Annotated in this window: 17 protein-coding genes; 7 read left to right on the top strand and 10 right to left on the bottom strand. The window is 48.1% G+C overall.

Features of this window, described 5'->3' with window-relative positions; translation table 11 throughout:
* The 6 genes from Q0236_RS10830 to fabI form a co-directional block, all read right to left on the bottom strand.
* On the bottom strand, nucleotides 1–288 hold a 288-nt coding region (locus Q0236_RS10830; RefSeq protein ID WP_297917759.1), incomplete at its 3' end, for a hypothetical protein.
* 22 nt (nucleotides 289–310) lie between these two features.
* A complete protein-coding gene (gene galE, locus Q0236_RS10825) occupies nucleotides 311–1,300 on the bottom strand; it encodes a UDP-glucose 4-epimerase GalE (RefSeq protein WP_297917756.1) in 990 nt (329 codons plus the stop codon).
* A gap of 52 nt (nucleotides 1,301–1,352) precedes the next feature.
* A complete protein-coding gene (locus tag Q0236_RS10820) occupies nucleotides 1,353–2,207 on the bottom strand; it encodes a DNA ligase (RefSeq protein ID WP_297917753.1) in 855 nt (284 codons plus the stop codon).
* Nucleotides 2,197–3,537, bottom strand: a complete 1,341-nt coding sequence (locus Q0236_RS10815) for a 3'-5' exonuclease (protein ID WP_297917750.1) — start codon at nucleotides 3,535–3,537, stop codon at nucleotides 2,197–2,199. The genes Q0236_RS10820 and Q0236_RS10815 overlap by 11 nt, the downstream gene beginning before the upstream one ends.
* A 255-nt stretch (nucleotides 3,538–3,792) precedes the next feature.
* Nucleotides 3,793–4,137, bottom strand: a complete 345-nt coding sequence (locus Q0236_RS10810; protein WP_297917747.1) for a hypothetical protein — start codon at nucleotides 4,135–4,137, stop codon at nucleotides 3,793–3,795.
* A gap of 21 nt (nucleotides 4,138–4,158) precedes the next feature.
* A complete protein-coding gene (gene fabI, locus Q0236_RS10805) occupies nucleotides 4,159–4,986 on the bottom strand; it encodes an enoyl-ACP reductase FabI (protein ID WP_297917744.1) in 828 nt (275 codons plus the stop codon).
* A gap of 215 nt (nucleotides 4,987–5,201) precedes the next feature.
* On the opposite strand from fabI, the gene Q0236_RS10800 reads away from it, so the two are divergent.
* Nucleotides 5,202–5,918: a hypothetical protein gene (locus Q0236_RS10800; protein WP_297917739.1), complete on the top strand. Its 717-nt coding sequence runs from the start codon at nucleotides 5,202–5,204 to the stop codon at nucleotides 5,916–5,918.
* Nucleotides 5,919–6,181: 263 nt separating this feature from the next.
* On the opposite strand, the gene tpx is transcribed toward Q0236_RS10800, so the two are convergent.
* Complete coding sequence (tpx, locus tag Q0236_RS10795) at nucleotides 6,182–6,706, bottom strand: thiol peroxidase (protein WP_005872978.1); 525 nt, start codon at nucleotides 6,704–6,706, stop codon at nucleotides 6,182–6,184.
* Nucleotides 6,707–6,795: 89 nt separating this feature from the next.
* Here tpx and Q0236_RS10790 point away from each other — a divergent pair, with 89 nt between their 5' ends.
* The 3 genes from Q0236_RS10790 to hutX all read left to right on the top strand — a co-directional run bounded on the left by Q0236_RS10790 (nucleotide 6,796) and on the right by hutX (nucleotide 9,508).
* A complete protein-coding gene (locus Q0236_RS10790) occupies nucleotides 6,796–8,274 on the top strand; it encodes a TM2 domain-containing protein (protein WP_297917736.1) in 1,479 nt (492 codons plus the stop codon).
* Nucleotides 8,275–8,334: 60 nt separating this feature from the next.
* Nucleotides 8,335–8,778, top strand: a complete 444-nt coding sequence (locus Q0236_RS10785) for a DUF805 domain-containing protein (RefSeq protein ID WP_297917733.1) — start codon at nucleotides 8,335–8,337, stop codon at nucleotides 8,776–8,778.
* A gap of 217 nt (nucleotides 8,779–8,995) precedes the next feature.
* Nucleotides 8,996–9,508 (top strand): heme utilization cystosolic carrier protein HutX, encoded by a 513-nt coding sequence (gene hutX / locus Q0236_RS10780; RefSeq protein ID WP_040304324.1) that lies wholly within the window; start codon nucleotides 8,996–8,998, stop codon nucleotides 9,506–9,508.
* A gap of 265 nt (nucleotides 9,509–9,773) precedes the next feature.
* Here hutX and Q0236_RS10775 read toward each other — a convergent pair whose 3' ends face one another.
* Nucleotides 9,774–10,208: an Imm12 family immunity protein gene (locus Q0236_RS10775; protein WP_297917730.1), complete on the bottom strand. Its 435-nt coding sequence runs from the start codon at nucleotides 10,206–10,208 to the stop codon at nucleotides 9,774–9,776.
* 377 nt (nucleotides 10,209–10,585) lie between these two features.
* On the opposite strand from Q0236_RS10775, the gene Q0236_RS10770 reads away from it, so the two are divergent.
* Genes Q0236_RS10770 through Q0236_RS10760 form a run of 3 tightly spaced genes read left to right on the top strand, consistent with a single transcriptional unit; the run spans nucleotide 10,586 to nucleotide 14,327 of the window.
* On the top strand, nucleotides 10,586–11,185 hold the full coding sequence (locus Q0236_RS10770) for a disulfide bond formation protein B (RefSeq protein WP_297917727.1): 600 nt from the start codon (nucleotides 10,586–10,588) through the stop codon (nucleotides 11,183–11,185).
* 20 nt (nucleotides 11,186–11,205) lie between these two features.
* Nucleotides 11,206–11,814 carry a cytochrome C gene (locus tag Q0236_RS10765; protein ID WP_297917725.1) on the top strand — a complete coding sequence of 203 codons (609 nt, stop codon included), beginning with the start codon at nucleotides 11,206–11,208 and terminating at the stop codon, nucleotides 11,812–11,814.
* The gene (locus Q0236_RS10760) at nucleotides 11,811–14,327 is read left to right on the top strand and encodes a molybdopterin guanine dinucleotide-containing S/N-oxide reductase (protein WP_297917723.1); all 2,517 of its coding nucleotides are present in this window, start codon (nucleotides 11,811–11,813) and stop codon (nucleotides 14,325–14,327) included. The genes Q0236_RS10765 and Q0236_RS10760 overlap by 4 nt, the downstream gene beginning before the upstream one ends.
* 380 nt (nucleotides 14,328–14,707) lie before the next feature.
* Here Q0236_RS10760 and Q0236_RS10755 read toward each other — a convergent pair whose 3' ends face one another.
* Together Q0236_RS10755 and fumC are read right to left on the bottom strand one after the other, a co-directional pair.
* Entirely contained in the window at nucleotides 14,708–15,520 is an 813-nt protein-coding gene (locus Q0236_RS10755; protein ID WP_297917721.1) for a hypothetical protein, read from the bottom strand.
* Nucleotides 15,521–15,972: 452 nt separating this feature from the next.
* Nucleotides 15,973–17,400 (bottom strand): class II fumarate hydratase, encoded by a 1,428-nt coding sequence (gene fumC, locus Q0236_RS10750; protein ID WP_297917719.1) that lies wholly within the window; start codon nucleotides 17,398–17,400, stop codon nucleotides 15,973–15,975.
* Between the last annotated feature and the right edge of the window lie 43 nt (nucleotides 17,401–17,443).

Raw genomic sequence — 17,443 nt, 5'->3', positions numbered from 1 at the left:
CGTAGGCACAGCCGTTATCGCCGCTGTCGGAGACGCCAAAGAGCTTCTTTTTCGCGAGCCGTCTTTAAATTTACGGCGCGCGTAAATTTTAAAACAAAAATTTCGTCCGAAAAAAGCGAGCGCAAACACAAATTTTAAGCCCTGCTTTAAAATTTCAAAGCCGAAATTTTGTTTTAAGCTTAGGCTCGCAATCGCTCGCAAAGCCTCGCCGCACGCCGTGCGAGCACATAAAGCATGCAGTAAAATTCCGCGCGCCGCGTCGCAAGCAAATTTTAAAAAGCCGCTCAAATTTAGCCTCGCAAAGCCGCGCTTAAAGCTTCTTTTCCCAATTAAGCGCGCTTAGGATGATCTCATCCAGGCTCTCGTGCTCGGGATGCCAGGAGGTTTTGGTGCGAATTTTATCCGCGTTTGAGATGAGGCAGGCAGGATCCCCCGCTCTGCGCGGAGCGATCTCCACTTTAAAATCCACGCCGCTTACTTTTTTAGCTTCATTGACGACCTCTTTTACGCTAAAGCCCGTGCCGTAGCCTACGTTAAATACTGCGCTATCATTGCTTTGTAGATAATCAAGCACTGCCAGATGCGCGCTTGCGAGGTCCTCTACGTGGATGTAGTCGCGTATGCAGGTGCCGTCCTTGGTGTCGTAATCATCGCCGAAAATGCTCATCTTATCGCGTTTACCGACGATCGTTTGAGTCGCTACCTTAATTAGATGCGTCGCGTTCGGGTAGTTTTGCCCGATCGTGCCGTCGCTAGCCGCACCTGCAACGTTGAAGTAGCGCAAAATTCCATATTTAAAATTCGGATTTGCCGCCGCCGCGTCTTTTAGCACCCACTCGACCATCAGCTTGCTTCTGCCGTACGGATTGATCGGGTTTTGCGGAGTTTCCTCGCTTACTTGCGGGATATCCGGCTCGCCGTAGGTCGCCGCAGTGGAGCTAAAGATAAAGTCTTTCACGCCGTATTTGTTCGCAAGCGCGATCAAATTCATCGCGTTGGCGGTGTTGTTTAGATAGTATTTTAGCGGATTTTGCGTGCTTTCAAAAACCTCGATAAACGCCGCAAAGTGAATGATCGCATCAAACTTCTCACGCTTAAAAAGCTTCTCGATTGCGGGGGTGTTTTCTAGGCTTTCCTGCACGAACTCAAACTCGCCCACGTCGCGAAGCGCCTCGATCGCTCGCATTGAGCCTTTGCAAAGATTATCCAGTATGACGACGTCGTGGCGGTTTGCCTCTAAAAGCGCCTTTGCGACGTGGCTACCGATGTATCCAGCGCCGCCTGTGATTAAAATTTTCATCTATTCTCCTTCGGATCAAATTTATCAAAATACGCGATTATAGCCCCTTAGATTAAATCGCTGGTCGCACGCGCAAAAATACGGGGAAGCGCGGCTTTTTCTCGCGGGTTAAATTTTGGTATTGATAGGTGATGATCGTGCCCACCTTAGGCGGATTTGCCCGCATCTCGTCGCTAAAGCCCGTGCCTACTTTAAATTTCGCTCCGCTACGTAGATCCACGCAGCTAAGCGAACCCATCTTACCCTCGTTTTTGCCGTAGCCCGGGTTGATTTTTACGACCTTGCAATCGCTATCGTGCGTCTTTTTGTATTTTAAAATTTTATCGCTGCGCCCGCTCTCATAAAGCGCGTTTGGATCGCGCAGTACGACCCCCTCGCCGCCTGCGGCAATGACGCGATCGAAATACGCCTGCACGTCGGCGTGCGTGCTTACCGGAGTTTGCTGCACGATGAGCAAATTTTGCGCGCCGCTTGAGGCGATAAAATTTCTTAAAATTTCCATCTTCGCGCTTAGGTTTTTCTGCTCCTTCGGCAGGTCAAACGCGTAAAATTTCACCCTGCTCCACCGCTCATCGGGCACGCTAGAAGAGACGATCGAGACGAGCTGTTCAAACTCTCCGCGCGCCGTGTATAGCTCGCCGTCCACGAAAAACGGCGGAAAGCCCGCGCTCCAGCCCTCGGGAGCGTTTATGATCTTGCCGCGCCTGGAGCGCAGATTTTTGCCGTCCCAGATCGCGCGCACGCCGTCTAGCTTCTCGCTAACGACCCAGCCTGTAATATTCATGCCGGGGACGTACTCTTTAAGCAGCATCGGTTTAAATTTAGCCTCGTCCGCGACCGCGCCGCAGAGCAAAAACAGCGCACCCAAAACCGCGCCTTTTAAAATTTTAAAAATTTCACTTCGCATATGCCGCCAGCTCCCTTTCTATAAAGTCGCAAAAAACGGGCGTATAGCTCATGCCCGCGCACTCTTTTTGCAAAAATTCGCCCATCACCGCGATGTAATTCAGATAATCGTCCTTGGTGATCTTACCGCGCAAAAGCTCGTATTTCAAAAACAGCCAGTAGGTGTTGAGCACGTCGGATCTGCAGTACTCGTCGATCTTGGCCTGCTCGCCTGCGTAATACAGCTGCAAGACCTGATCGCCGTGCACGTCGTATTTGCCCGGCAAACCCACGCTGGCGCAGAGATGATCAAGCTTGAGCCCGCGCACGGCGCCAAAATCGCTGATGTGATCGAGCAAATCCAGATGAAACCGCCCGTCGTAGCGGCTGCGGTAGTTCTCCCATTTGCTCTTATTGTTATCGCGATCGTTCGTCTCAAAATACGCCGCGGCGCTTAGATCATAGCACATCGCGCGCGCCATAATCATCGGCAGATCGAACCCGCGCCCGTTGAAGCTCACGAGCCGCGGATTAAAATCCTCGATGAAGGCTAGGAATTTTGCGATTTTATCGCGCTCGTTCTCGCCCTCAAGCGTCGAGACACGCAAAAACCTGCCGAATCCGTCCGCCATCACGGCGCTAATGCTAACGACGCGGTGGAAGCAGACGGGTAGGAATTCGCTGCCGGTTTTTTCTTTGAAAATCTCCATCGCCCTAAGCGAGAGCAATTTGTGGTTTAAAATTTTGCTTTTATCCGCGTTAAAGATCGGTTGCTCGCCGTAAATTTTAAAATTTAGCGCTGGATCTTGCGCGGAATTTGAAGCGAGATTTTCGCTCTTTGAGCTTTGGAGCGCAGAGCTTTCCGCCGCGAAGCTCTGAGGCGCAGGGCTTCGGAACGCGGAATTTTCTACCGCAGAGCCCTGTGCTGCGGAGCTTTGAGACACGGTATCGTCGTAGGTTAAATTTAGCGATGCGGAATTTTTGGGCGCCGTATTTTGCGACATGGAATTTTCGCTCGTAAAATTTCTCTGCGCGAGATTTTCAGCGGAATTTTCACTGGCGAAGCTTTGAGACGCGACGTCTTGCTGCGTAAAGCTTTGCGGCGCGGAATTTTGCTCGGAATTTTCTATTTTAAAATTCTGCTCCGCCGAATTTACAGCAAAATTTAAAGGCGCACTTTGCTTCTCGCCGCCGATCTTTTGCGAGAGCTGCGCGTCAAAAAGCTTTGCAAAGCTTTTTTTATCGAAAGGCTCAAAGCAGTCCGCGATCGCGTCCTCATCCAGCACCCGCACCAGCGCCGCTACGTCTGGGATCGTCTCGCAGTCAAATACGCAGATATAATCCTTTTTCATTAAGCTCCTTCCTAACGGCTTTTACCGCTTTTTTCAAAAACGGCTCTGAAATAATCCTCTATCTTCATGCCGTTTTTAGGTACGCGCCTAATAGAACTCCTCGCTCATCCGAGGTTTTCATCGCCGCTTCCAACCTTAAAATTTTACGCTGCCGCATTTTCGCAACAAAAAGGGGCGTATGCGAAGGCGCGGCAAATTTCACTACCGCTCGCCGCGACGCAATTACCGTGCGCAAAAGCGCGCCGGTCGTTAAATTTATCTTTCGATCAAGCGCTTGATACCCGGCAAAAGCTCGCCGGACGCCTCGCAAATCCTACTTCGCAGCACGCTAAAACCGCCGCAGTAATCGCCCAGAAGCTGCAAAATATCGTCTCTGATAGCTTGCGAGCGCTCGGTAAGAAGCAGCTCCTGCAAAAGGGCGAAAATCTCGCTCTCATGCGCCAGCGTGCAGCCGTAATAGGGATCAAGGTAATAATCTAAACACAACAGAAGCGAGGCCTTTTCGGCCTCGTCATCACCTCGCAAAACGGCGGCGATACCCTCTACGCCGCTTTCTGCTATAGTTTTGTGCCTAGCCTCGTAATACACCGTGCATGTCAAATTTTCCCTTTTGCACGCCGCTTATTCGGCCTTGGCCGTATCCCACGCAAGGATCGTCTTACCCTCGGCGTCGGTAGCCACGTCGCCCATGCCCATGATGTTGTAGCCGCAGTCGACGTAGTGCACCTCGCCGGTCACGCCGCTAGCAAGGTCACTAAGCAGATACATCGCGCTGTTGCCGACGTCCTGCGTAGTGACGTTGCGTTTTAGCGGGCTATTTACTTCGTTGTAGCGTAAAATCATTCTAAAATCGCCTATGCCGCTTGCCGCAAGCGTTTTGATCGGGCCTGCACTGATGGCGTTTACGCGGATACCGCGCGCGCCAAGATCGTGAGCGAGATAGCGCACGGAGCTTTCAAGTGCTGCTTTTGCGACGCCCATTACGTTGTAGTGAGGCACGAATTTTGGTCCGCCAAGATATGTGAGTGTAAGGACCGAGCCGCCCTCTTTTAGCACCGGTAACACCGCGCGAGTAAGGCTTAGTAGCGAATAAACGCTCGTGCCCATCGCGATATCAAAGGCTTCTTTGCTCGTGTTTACAAACTCGCCCTCAAGCGCTTCTTTTGGCGCGTAGGCCACTGCGTGCACGACGAAATCTATCTCGCCAAGGTCTGCTTTGATGCGATCTGCAAGGCCGTCCAGGTGGGCTTGGTTATTTACGTCAAGTTCGTAGACGAATTTGCTCCCAAACTCCTCCGCTATCGGCTCTACGCGTTTTTTCAGCGCGTCGTTTAGGTAGGTAAACGCCATCTGCGCACCCTGCGCGTGACAAGCTTCGGCGATGCCGTAAGCGATAGATTTGGCGTTAGCGACGCCGACGATGAGGCCCTTTTTTCCTTTTAAAATCATTATTTCTCCTTTAAAATTTACTTGGCTTTTAAGCGTCTTTGAATGAGTTTTGATTTTGCTCCCTGCGACAGGCTACACGCCTAGTCTTGGTCGCAAAATCTGCAACAACATTCAAATCCATCTTAAAATACTTCCGCTTGTCTTTTTACGCTTAAATTTTACGCGAACTAAAAACTCTGCTAAAATTCGCTCAAATTTAACCCAAAGGCCGCGCCGTGCAAATTCCAAATTTAATCCGAAATTTTATCCGCAAACGCATCGTTTCAGAGTCCATTTTGCTGCCGTTTTTCTATCCCGATGAGGGCGAGTTTGAGAGTTTTCAGGAAGGATATAGACTTACTGACCGCAAAACTGGCGAGGAGCTAGCAGACGATACGCCCGGGCAGTGGCGCAAGAGCTGGCGGGTCATCGCGCGTAACGGCATGGACGATCCGTTTTTTGTGGATTTTGCTCTTGGTGACGCTTCACCCGTGTATTTTGCCTATCACGACGCTGGCTCTTGGGAGCCGATAAAGGTTGCGGACGACATCGTTAAATTTGAAGAAATTTTAACCGCACTTGCCGCGCTTGAGGCGCCTTGCTCTATTGAGCTGATCGCGTCGCTTGCTGATTTAAACAACGAATTTTATCGCGAGCTGGTGGACGACTATGCGCGGAAAGATGAAGCGCGCGAGGAGCCCGAATATAAATATTTCAGCGTTTTTACCCTGGACTTGGGCGCGGATAAGGTAAAAACGCTCGTGTTTTTAAAGAAATTTTTTGACGACGAGAGCTTTGCGGCGACCAAGGAGAGGGCGCAAAATTTGCCGCTTTGCGTATTTAACGGCATAGAGGAGCTAGCACTGCCGCTGCAAGACAAACTCGCCTCGCTCGGAGTTAAATTTCACGCCAGTGAGATAACTTTTAGCGAATTTATCGCGCGTAGTAGCTAAGCGAGCAAATTTTAAAATTTTAACTCTCGCTATAGCTAAATTTAAAATCTAGCGGCGAGTAATCCTATAAATTTTGTTTTCATCCGCTTGCTATCGCAGTGCGCTAACAAGCTTTGCGTACGATGGAGCGAAAATTAAAGCGTAAAATTGAAGTGGATTTTAAGCGCCCTACTTCTTTTTTTACTTGCAGTAGGGCGAATTTGCTTAAAGTAGCGAACTAAAGCGAGGCGAAAATTATCCAAACCTTGGATCTATTATCTTGCTCAGTTAGAGCAGCTGTTGCGAGCGACGAGCTCTGCAAAATCTAGGGCTGCGTCGTAGTCGGGCTCAGAGGCTATGTCGCTTACGAGCTCTTTATAAACCACAACGCCTGCGGTATCTATGACGAAGATCGCTCTGGCGCTGAGACCTGCTAATGCGCCGCTGGCGATGAGAGTGCCGTAGCGGCGGCAAAATTCCTTATCGCGGAAATCGCTTGCAACGCGTAGATTTTTGATCCCCTCAGTCGTACAAAACCTCCCCATCGCAAACGGTAAATCCATCGAAACGACGATTACTTCAGTGTTAGGAAGCGATGCGGCGCGCTCGTTGAACTTACGTGCCTCCGTCGCGCAGACGGGCGTATCTAGCGACGGCACGGCGACGATAATTTGCACGTGCTTGCCGCTAGCGATCTCGATTTCGCTTAGATCTTGAGCTACTAAGCGCACTTGCGGCGCGCGATCGCCTAGATTTATCTCTTGCCCGCTTAACTCTACGGGCTTTCCTTGAAATGTTACTGTTGGCATTTTTGTCCTTTGTTTTGAATTTGTAGCGGCGAATATACAAAAATTCCTTAAATTTCAGGTAAAATTGCTTTAAAAATCAAGGAGAGCAGATGGGCGAAGATATTTGGGGCGGCAGCAGCAATCCTGCGTCGCTAGCCAGTATAAGACGTAAAAGTGGCGAAGAAAAAAAGCCCTTGGACGAGAAGCCACAGGAGCAACCTGAGAATTTAGATTTAGCGCAAGAAGCTCTTGCGGCGGATAATACTAGCGAGCAAAATTTCGCGGCTCAGAATTCTATAGAGCAAAATTCCACTTCCATAAGGCAAAATTTTACTCCACAGAATTCTGCGGAGCAAAATTTAGCTTTTGCAGCTCAAGGCCTAGATGAAGAAAATTCTATTTTGCGAGATTCTGCCGCTACAGGCTCTAGCGAGCAAGATTCTAACGCTAAAAGTTTGAATTCTACCGAAAATGCTGCGAACTCGCAGAATTTTGTGGAGCAAAATTCCACTTGGCAAAATTCAGCTTCCTTAAATTCCGATAGAATTAACTCTACGCAAAGCTCAGCTAAGGCTTACGATCTAAATAAAGCCTACGCGTTTTATATGTTCCTCGGGCCTTTCGGCGCGCATAGATTTTATCTTGGGCGTATAATCTCCGCGATTTTTCAGCTTTTAGGCGGCTTACCATTTCTCATCTGGCTTTTTTTAGCAGTGGTTACTGTCATGTGGACGAGTATAGAAGGTAACGATCTGTTAGCGCTTATAAACTCGTCTCGTCCGGATTTAGGCGTGCAAGCATCAGACCTAAAAGATATAGAACAGGGCTTTTTTCATTTTATGGTTATTTTCTCGGTGCCCAATGTTTTGTTTTTAATTTGGCTTATTAGCGACTTTTTTAGGTTGCCTGATATGGTGCGAAAGCTAAATGTATCCGTAGGCGCGGGAGCAATCCTGTATGTTTATGCGGATGATGCTAAAGAGCAGAGCGAAAATCTATCTACTGCCAAAACTACCCTTTACATAGCGTTTGGGCTTGAGGCGTTAAATGCGGTAGGCAGATATATCAAGAATGTAGATAAAGTGGGTGCGTTGGAAGGTGTCGGACTTATATCGATGATATGCCTAGCTGTGGGGCTATATTTTTTAGCGCGCGCTATACGCAGCACCGATCTGCTATCAAACGCCGTGTTAGTCGGGGTTTCCTCGGCTATAAGCGCAGTAAGCACTATATTTGTAGGATTTGAATTGTTTAAACCATCAGTTTTTATGATAAGCATTTATTGTGTATGCACAGCGGTATATCTGATCTATCAACTGCTAGTTAGTAAAGAGCTTTACGATTGCAGCGGAGAGAAAAACTATCTAAGAGCGTTTTATGTTATTGCAGCTACGGAGATAGTAACTCTAGTCTTGATAGCGCTTGACTCACAGCTTTTCGCCTTAGTATTTGCCATAGGGTGGTTAGCTTCGGTAATTCTAAATGTTTCGGCGGTTTATGGCACTAGGGAGGTTACCGCTTCAAAAGGCGGCTACGGCCTAGTGCATCTGGCGTATCACGTAAGGCAGATGAACGGGCGGGAGTTTTAGGTATTTAAATTTAAGGGGCGATTAGTATAATCCTATATTATTTTAAAAAAGGAGTTTTAAATGACTTTTATGGAGTCTGTGCAAACTTGCGTAAAGCAAAAATACGCCGCATTTAGCGGGCGAGCATCGAGGTCGGAGTACTGGTGGTTTTTTCTATTTACCGTGCTTGGCGGGATTGTTTTGAGCTTGATAGATGGCGTTTTAGGCACTACGATAGGGTATAATCAAATAATAGCCGGCAAAATCGTCCATCAAGAAATCGGCATTATAGATGCGCTTTTTCAGCTAGCTATGCTCGTGCCAGCCATTGCTGTATCGGTCAGGCGACTACATGACACCGATAGAAGCGGCTGGTTTTTTCTGCTTATTTTAATGCCGATCGTGGGTGCTTTTTTCGGCGATATCGGGCTTTTGGTATCATTTGTGGGTTGGATAGTGCTGCTTGTATTTTTCGTGCAGCGCGGCGATAGCGGGTCCAATCGCTTCGGATACGATCCGCTATGATAAAGCTCTAAAGATTTGCGGAATTTTAGAATTATAAAATTCCGTGCAGATAAAATTCTTTGTATTATCACTTAAAATTCTATGCATAAGCACTTTGTAGCGCTAAATTTTTCTTAGAATAAGCTTTTCAAATCCTCTTTAATTGATTGCCATTATCTGTAACTTAGAATTTTTATATTATAATGACGCTCAAAATTTTATTTTAGAAAGGATGAAAATGAAAGAGAGAATCGAGGCGCTGTTCGCGCAAAACCCTAAAATTTCGATCGCGCAGATCTGCAAAGAGCTCGGCGCCAAGGAGATCGACGTACTGCTAAACTTGCCCGAGCGCTTCGGAAAGAGCGCGGGCGGCGATAAATTCGGCGAGGTCATTAGGGAGCTTGAGAGTTGGGGCGAGGTGCTTTTCGTGAAAAATACGCCGAGCTTCATCATCGAGTTTAAAACCAAGATCCCAAGCGGCAAGAGCGCGCAGGGATATTATAATTTCGGCATGGGCGCAAACGGCGATGAGGCGCATGGGCTGGGCATTTTGGGAGGTCATCTAAAGACGGATGAGATCGATAAGATCATCCTTGTGACGCAGACTTTCATGGGGATGCTCTCGAAATTTGTGGGCTTTTACGACAAGGCGGGCGAGAATATCTTTAAAATTTACGTCTCGCGCGACGAGAAAGGACAGCTGCTAGCCGAGCAAGACGCGAAATTTGAAGCGCTAAAAGCCGCGATTTAGCGCTCGCGCAAGACCGCTCTTGCGCGGCTCGCTCATCGCTTGCTTAACGGCGCGTTGAAATTCTACGGGGCGCCAACCAAGGCGCTTTAAGCTAGCCAATAAGCTTTCAGGTAAAATTTAAATTATCGTTGATGATGAAATTCCAAACTCACCTCATCGCTATTTGCGCTTTAAGGTGTTTGGAATTTCACGGGCTCGGCTAGCGCCTACTTTATCTGAAGTGGAATTTTACCGCTTCAGATAGATAGCCCTTTTAAATTTTATTTCAACAATTTACTACTAAATTTTCAAAAATTTTATTTATATTGTCTTTGTACTGCGTATCGTCAAACTCTAAATTATTATTCGCAATCTTCCGCCCGGCAATATCTCCAAGCTCCATAAGATACTGCTTGAACTTTTCTAAAAATTTATCTACGTTCGCCTTTTTATCGGAGCCCCACTCATCTGAGCTAAAATGAATATACGCGATAATTTTTTTGCTTTTAAGATAATATTTCGGTTGATAAATCCCCGATTTTGGAAAATATCTCGATACTTCCCCACTCAAACAAAGGCAAATATCGATCTTTTGTAGAGACTCCATTTCAAAATTGCTAAAAACCCTTTTAATCTCTTGCCTTGTCGCTCTTACAATATCCGGCATGTAGATCGGCACATCATCCACCCCGCCGATAACGGCATTTATGCTAAATTTCACACTGCACCTCGTCCTTAAATTATAAAGTGATATTATTCAAAATTTCGGCTCATTATATCATCTTCATAATATTTATTGGGTGCTGGAGCTACGGAGTTTTGAAATCGATATATTTTTCCTCAAAACAGATCCCGACAAAGATAAAATTTTATAAAATCTACCGTTTTAATTTCATATCTCAAAAACTTTCCGCCGCCACGCAAGGAGCGTCAAATTTTAAAATTGAAATTTTATACGTTAAGCTTAAAGCTTATAAAACTCCGATATTTAGGGCAATACGGACCTAAATTTTTATCTTTTACTGCTATAATTCCCTCATAAATTTAAATCTTAAGATTAAAAAGTATTCTTAAGAATTTTATAAGATGGAGGAGATCTTGAATAGATTGATTTTAAAGATTTACGCGTGGCAAAATACGGCTACGCCGTGGTTTTGGCTCTTTGTGATAAGCGCAAGCTATCTTGCGGCATCATATTTTTTCTTTCAGCGTTACCTTTTTATGTCGCCTACGCAGATGGGCGCCCTCGTGCGTCTGGGCTTTGCCGTGGCGGGCGCGGGCGCGCTCATCGGCTTACTGATGTCCTTTAGCTTCATAACAAGGCTCGTTGCCTACGCGCTCGGCTTTGCAGGTGCGATATACGGCTATTTACAAAGCTCCGCGCCGCACCCCGCCGCAGATACGGCAAATTGCCTCGTAGCGCCTGCATTTCCTTTTGCGGCGCCGCTTGATAGCCTGCTGCCGGAGCTATTTCGCCCCGTAAGCTGCACGGGCACCCCGTCCTTCCCCGCAGGCACCGCGCTTAGCGATGTGCAGAGCTTTTTCGGTGGATTTTACGGCGAGGGATTTTATCTGGTGCCGAGCATTAAATTTGCAGACGCGGCGCAGTGCGCGCAGGTAGCGTTTGCGGCATTCGCGGCTGTTTTGGCCGTGATGTTTGCGAGTTTTTTATACGGCAGATTTACGAGAAGTTTTTAAAATTTTAAGAAAGGATAAGCATGAAGTTTTTAAATTCTATTGCGGCTGCGGCGGCTCTTGCGGCCGTGATCGCAAGCTGTGCAAACGCCGAGGTTAAGGCGGGCGAGACGCTTTACGGCACGGTGCTAAAGCAGGTAAGCGTAAGCGGCGATTTGTCGCATAAGGACGGCAGGCTGCTGCCTACGAATGCCATAGAGGTCTTGGAGGTCAAGGACGGAGTGGTGAAATTTTCGCTCATAGGCTATCAAAATCCAAAGGCGCCCAACGTTATTTATTTCACGCCTAAAGCGCGCATAATCGCGGTGGCGTTTTCGAAGCAGGCTAAATTTCAAAGCGAGAGCTTGGGCGAAGAGGACGGCTTTAATAAGGTTAAAATAACCGCCTGCACCGACGAGGGTGCGCTAAGCGGCGACGTGGATAAAATTTTCGCGGGCGCGAAGGAGAAATTTGAAGCCTCGTGTAGCGTCTGTCACGCTCTGCACCAGCCCGTCAGCTACGAAGCCAACAGATGGCCGGGCTACATCAAATCGATGCTTTCGCGCACGCCTATTAGCAAGGATGAGAGCTGGACGGTGGTGCAGTATCTGCAAAAGCACTCCAAGGACGTAAATTTAAAGGATATGAAATGAAAAGACGAAATTTTTTAAAGCTCGGCGCGGCGGTCTCGGCGCTTCCGCTCATCCCAAGCTCAATGCTCGCGGCGGATAAACTCACCGCACTTAAGAAAAACGGCGAAATTTTAACCGCGGCGCGATGGGGAATTTTAAAAGCGAGCGTTAAAAACGGCAAGATCGTAAAATCCGCGCCGTGGAAGATCACCTCTAAAATTCCAAATACTCTTCAAAATACGATGGCGGATCTCGTTTATAATACGCGCATCAAAGCGCCGATGGTGCGAAAATCTTACCTCGCCGATCCCGATAACCCTAAGCCCGAGCTTCGCGGGCTTGACGAATGGGTCGAGGTAAAATATGAAGACGCGATCAAACTCGTCGCGCGCGAGCTTAAAAAGACGCGCGAGCAAAAGGGCGCGGACTCGGTGTTTGCCGGCAGCTATGGCTGGCAGAGCACGGGCAACGTGCATGTCTCAAGGACGCTGCTTCATAGATTTATGAACTTAAGCGGCGGCTTTACGGGCGTCACGGGCGATTACTCTACGGGCGCGGCACAGGTCATCATGCCGCACGTAACGGGTTCAAACCAGGTCTATGAGCAGCAAACCTCGTGGCCCGTAGTGCTTGAAAACTCCAAAGTCGTGGTCTTTTGGGGGCTAAATCCGATCTCTACGCTTCGCGTGGCGTGGACGAGTTCGGACGAGCAGGGATTTAAGTATTTCGAGCAGCTAAAAAACAGCGACAAAGAGATCATCATCATCGATCCGATCAAAACCGTAAGCGGCAAGTATTTCGAGGGCAAGGCGCGATGGATCGCCCCTCGCCCGAACACCGACGTAGCGATGATGCTAGGCATGGCGCAGCACCTCTACTCGCAGGGCAAATACGATAAGGAATTTTTACAAAACTACACCGTGGGCTTTGAAAAATTCGTACCCTACCTCACGGGGCAGAGCGACGGCGTGGCTAAGACGCCGGAGTGGGCTAGTGAAATTTGCGGCATCAGCGCGGACGTAATCAAAGAGCTCGCGATAAAATTTTATGAAAATCGCACGATGATAATGGCGGGCTGGGGTATCCAGCGCGCTCATCACGGTGAGCAGGCGCACTGGATGATCGTAACTTTGTGCGCGATGCTAGGACAGATCGGACTTGCAGGAGGAGGCTTCGGCTTTAGTTACCACTACGCTAACGGCGGCGCGCCTACCTGCGCGGGTGGCGTGATCGGCGGAATGAACGCGGCAAGCGTCGGCGTCGTTAAGGACGGCAAATTTTTAGGGCTTGCGCAGGATCAGAAGCAAGGCGGCGAAGCTACTCAGGCATGGCTAGTAAATACGGCGAAGGTCGCCTTTCCTCTAGCTCGTATCGCGGACGTGCTGCTAAATCCGGGCAAGACGATTGACGCGAACGGCGCAAAGATCACCTATCCGCAGATCGATTTCATCTACTGGGTCGGCGGAAATCCGATCGTGCACCATCAAGACACCAACACCAACATCAAAGCTTGGCGCAAGCCGCGCACCATCGTAGTAAATGAAATTTACTGGACGCCGACTGCGAAGATGGCGGACATCGTGTTCCCGACCACGACGGAGTATGAGCGCAACGACATCACGATGAGCGGAGACTACTCCAATATGCATATAATCCCGATGAAGCAGGTCGTCGCCAAGCAGCACGGCGCGAAGGACGATTATCAAATTTTTACCGACCTTTGCAAGGCTTACGCAGACGGGCTTGCCGAGGTTTATACGGACGGCGGCAAAACGGAGATGGACTGGATCAAAGAATTTTATGAAGGGGCGGCAAGCGCCGTGAACGCAAACACCGCTTTAGGCATTCAGATGCCGAGTTTTGAGCAGTGGTGGGAGAAAAATGAGCCGACGGAATTTTACGAGACACCCGAGAGTACCGCCTACGTGACGTTTGAGGATTTTAGAAACGATCCCGTTTTGGAGGCTTTGGGAACGCCTAGCGGGCTGATCGAAATTTACTCCGATACGATTGCTGCGATGAACTACAAAGACTGCGGCGCGCATCCGATGTGGTTCGAGCCCGTCGAGTGGCTGGGTATGAAGGAAAAGCCCGCGAAATTCCATCTGCTTAGCATCCATCCGTATGACCGCTTGCATTCGCAGCAGAGCAACACTTCAAATCGCAGGAGATACGCCGTCGCGGATCGTGAGCCGGTGCTAATAAATACCGAGGACGCTAAAGAGCTCGGCATAAAGCAGGGCGATCTGGTGCGCGTATATAACGCTCGCGGCGAAATTTTGGCGGGAGCCAACGTAAGCGGCGACATAATGCGCGGCGTGGTGCAGATATTCGAAGGCGCGTGGTACGACCCTAACGCTGAGGGGCTTTGCAAAAACGGAAATCCGAACGTGCTTACGATCGATCTTCCTACGAGCGAGCTTGCCAACGGCAACATCTCCCATACGGCGTTAGTAAATATCGAGCTTTATAAACACAAGGCGGGCGAGGATATCAAACTAACCGCGTTTATGCCGCCTAAAGGGGCGAAGTAGGGATTTGGAGCGGTTTAGGTTTTAAGACTGGCTCATTGCTGGCTTGGACTAGATACGCCGATCCTCTACAGGCTTTAGCCAAACTCGCCGTGGTTTTGCTACGGCGAGACATATCGATTTCGACTTGCCGCTGCTTTATATAGTCGCGGCTGTGTACCGAGACCAATTTAGCTTGCCGTAGCTTCGCGACTTCAACGATAGGTCGCGGGGCTGATTTAAATTTTATAGCCTTGCGCTTGCAGTGATGACTGAGTTGATTTGATTTATCGTAACTTTGAGCTGTGGCAGGCTGGAGATAACAGCAAGTAATATTTGCCTCGCTGCCCCACTCCGCCCTATTTACTCGTGAAATTTAACGGCTTACCGTTTGGACTAAAATTTCAATCCAAACTAAAAAACCGCCTAAGCTTCCATTTAAAATTTTTCTTCGGAATTTGCGTATCGTTAAAACCGTCGCTGTAAATTCCATTTTTATCGGTGAAATAGCCGCTATTTTGAGCCTGCGGTATAAAGTCGGTCCGATCTTCTATTTTTACGTTTAGCGCCTTGAAATATTGCAGCAGCTCATAATACTCCTTTGTAGATACGGCATTTATTAAAAAGTAATTTCTGTTGTTAAATTTAACGACAAAATTTCTTTTTAACAGCCAAAGGGGCTCCGAGCTCTTTTTGAGCTTGTAAATTTTATACGGCAGAGCAAATATTAAATATAGCATTAGATGCTTTATATAAAGAGCAAGTTTGCCTATATGAACGCCTATGCTTGAATATCTATATAACTCATACGAGCTTAAATAATGGAACCTGCCGTAAGAGTTTTCTAGTTCGCATACTACGCAGAAATGAACACTAGATATATTTGCGGACGGATCGGGGGCTATTTTGGTTTCGGAAATTATGCTATCTTTCATATCTATATTTTCGACGTAGCGGATCAGGCTGTTTGAAAAATAAAAATAGCTCGGATTTTTAGAAAAATTTTGCTCCGCCGAAATTCTTAGCCGTATGAAAGAATATGTCACAAAAATTAAAGAAACGATACCGAAAGCGCTAAATTTCCCCGTAGTGCCGGTCGTAATCAGATCATAACTTAAAAGCAAAAAACACAATATGCAAGTAAATATATTCCAAGAAAATACATGATAGACGGTGTAATCGTTTATGATCAACGGCTCCTTATCATAGTCCCTCATAAAATCCTCGTTTTGTAAATTTTGGCGCATTTTATCGTTTGGGTGCTTACGAAGCATTTAAAATTTTATCTTAGCGGCAGTTTCGATGTGTATTTGGCGGGGCGCGAAATGACGGATAGAAATTTAAAGGCAAAAGACGGCTTCCGCTTCGGTAATTTCACTATTTTAGCGAACCGAAGAGCCGCTTTGTCCAGATAAATTAATCCGCAAATTTCGCTCTCAAATTTACGGATTTTAATCAGGCTCGGCAAAATCGCTTTAAAACAAACTCGGCAAAACCGTGCAAGGCAAGCTCTACGAAATCACTCAAGGCGAGCATGTCACGCAAAACAATCAAATTTCGTCGAAACAATCAAAATTTATCGAAACGATAAAATTTTGCCGAAACGCCCTGATCTCGCCGAATTCCGCCGAGCGAACCCTGCCGAGCCCAAAAGTCAAGCAACTAAAATTTACTCCTTCGGCGCTATCATATCCTCAGGCACCACCCACGCGTCAAATTCCTCGGCGGTCAGTATGCCCGATTTTATCGCCTCCTCGCGCAGCGTCGTGCCGTTATGATGCGCGGTTTTGGCGATCTTGGCGGCATTTGCGTAGCCGATGTGTGGATTTAGCGCGGTTACGAGCATCAGGCTTTCGTGCAGCAGTTTGTCGATTTTAGCCTCGTTTGCCGTGATTCCGCAAGCGCAGTGTTTCTCAAAGCTGTTCATCGCGTCGCTTAGCAGGCGGATGCTTTGGATGAGGTTGTACGTAAGCACCGGCTTAAAGACGTTTAGCTCGAAGTTACCCTGGCTTGCGGCGACGGAGATCGCGACGTGGTTGCCCATTACTTGCGCTGCTACCATCGTGACGGCCTCGCACTGCGTCGGATTTACTTTGCCCGGCATTATCGAGCTTCCCGGCTCATTTTCAGGGATATTTATCTCGCCGATACCACATCTTGGCCCGCTTGCTAGCCAGCGCACGTCGTTTGCGATCTTCATCAAATTTGCCGCCAGGCCGTTTAGCGCGCCGCTTAAAAATACCTCGGCGTCGTGGCTGGTTAGGCCGTGAAATTTATTCGGATGGGATTTAAATTTAAACGCCGTGCCCGTTAGCGAGTTTAGCTCGTCGCTTACCATTTGGCTAAATTTCGGGTGTGAGTTTAGCCCCGTGCCTACCGCGGTGCCGCCGATGGCAAGCTCTTCTAAAAACGGCATAGTAGCGAGAATCTGCGCCTTGCTCGCCTTTAGCATATGCGCGTAGCCGCTAAATTCTTGCCCTAGCGTGAGCGGCGTGGCGTCTTGTAGGTGGGTGCGACCGATCTTTACGATTTTTGCAAACTCGGCGCTTTTCTTATCCAGCGTCGCTTCAAGCTTTTCGATCGCTGGCAGCAGCTTTTTTTGAAGCTCCAGCACAAAGGCTATTCGCATCGCCGTAGGATAGGTGTCGTTTGAGCTCTGGCCTTTATTTACGTGATCGTTTGGATGCACGAATTTTGCGTCTTTAACGTCCAGTGCCACCTTATCGCGAAAATTTAACCCCAAAATCTCCATTGCGCGGTTTGAAACGACCTCGTTTAAATTCATATTCGACTGCGTGCCCGAGCCCGTCTGCCACACGACTAGAGGGAAATTTCCGTCCAGTTTGCCGTTTAAAATTTCATCGCACGCCTGCGCTATCGCCTCGGTGCGAGGCTCGTCTAGGCGGCCTAGCTTACGATTAACAAGTGCGCACGCCTTTTTTAGATAGGCAAAGCCCTCTATGACCTCTTTAGGCATCGTCTCCAGCCCTACTCCGATCTCGAAATTTTCATGGCTACGCTGCGTCTGCGCACCCCAATATTTCTCATTCGGAACCTTAACCTCGCCCATCGTGTCTTTTTCGATACGAAATTCCATAACTAATCCTTTCTAAGAGAAATTTCGGAATTTTAATTTTAGA

Source organism: uncultured Campylobacter sp. (assembly GCF_938031315.1).
In the GTDB taxonomy this organism is placed as follows: Bacteria; Campylobacterota; Campylobacteria; order Campylobacterales; family Campylobacteraceae; genus Campylobacter_B.
Note: the sequence above shows the minus strand (reverse complement) of the source record. Positions and strands in the feature narration are given on the sequence as shown.